Source organism: Flavobacterium solisilvae (assembly GCF_012911605.1).
GTDB classification, from domain to species: Bacteria; Bacteroidota; Bacteroidia; order Flavobacteriales; family Flavobacteriaceae; genus Flavobacterium; species Flavobacterium solisilvae.
Genome location: NZ_JAAMPT010000150.1, coordinates 1 through 520 on the forward strand (window position 1 = coordinate 1; position 520 = coordinate 520).

Here is a 520-nt window from a genome sequence, read left to right on the forward strand (position 1 = left end):
ATTCAGCAAGCAATGGACAAACCATTTGGGTACGTGTAGAAAACAACGCAACGGGTTGTTATAATTTAGGCACATTCCAAGTAATTGTTGGCATACCATTAGTAGTACCAACGCCACAACCCATCAACGAATGTGATACTTTACCAAACGACCAATTTGCAGTATTTGATTTAACAGTAAGACAAATTACCCCATTATCAGGATATACCTTCCAGTACTATCCAAGTTTGCTAGATGCACAAAACGACACCAACCAAATCACGACTATTACTAGTTATACCAATGTATCACCAGCAGTACAAACGTTAGGTGTTCGTATCATCAGTGCGCAAGGATGTGTAGGTTATACCACGTTAAACATCAGAGTATTACCAGCGCCAGAGCCAAATACCAATCCAGATGTGCTACCAGCAGTTTGTGAAAACGCAACCAACTCAGGACAAGCAATCGTTGATTTAACCCAAAACGAGGCGTATATTTTAAACGGCGATACGAATTTAACGTTACAGTATTACCCAAC

General features: G+C 40.2%; 1 protein-coding gene. It reads left to right on the forward strand.

The genetic code is table 11. The features are described 5' to 3' along the window. Positions 1–520, forward strand: a 520-nt coding sequence (locus tag G6042_RS00695) for a hypothetical protein (RefSeq protein WP_211161600.1), incomplete at both ends; no start/stop codon positions are given.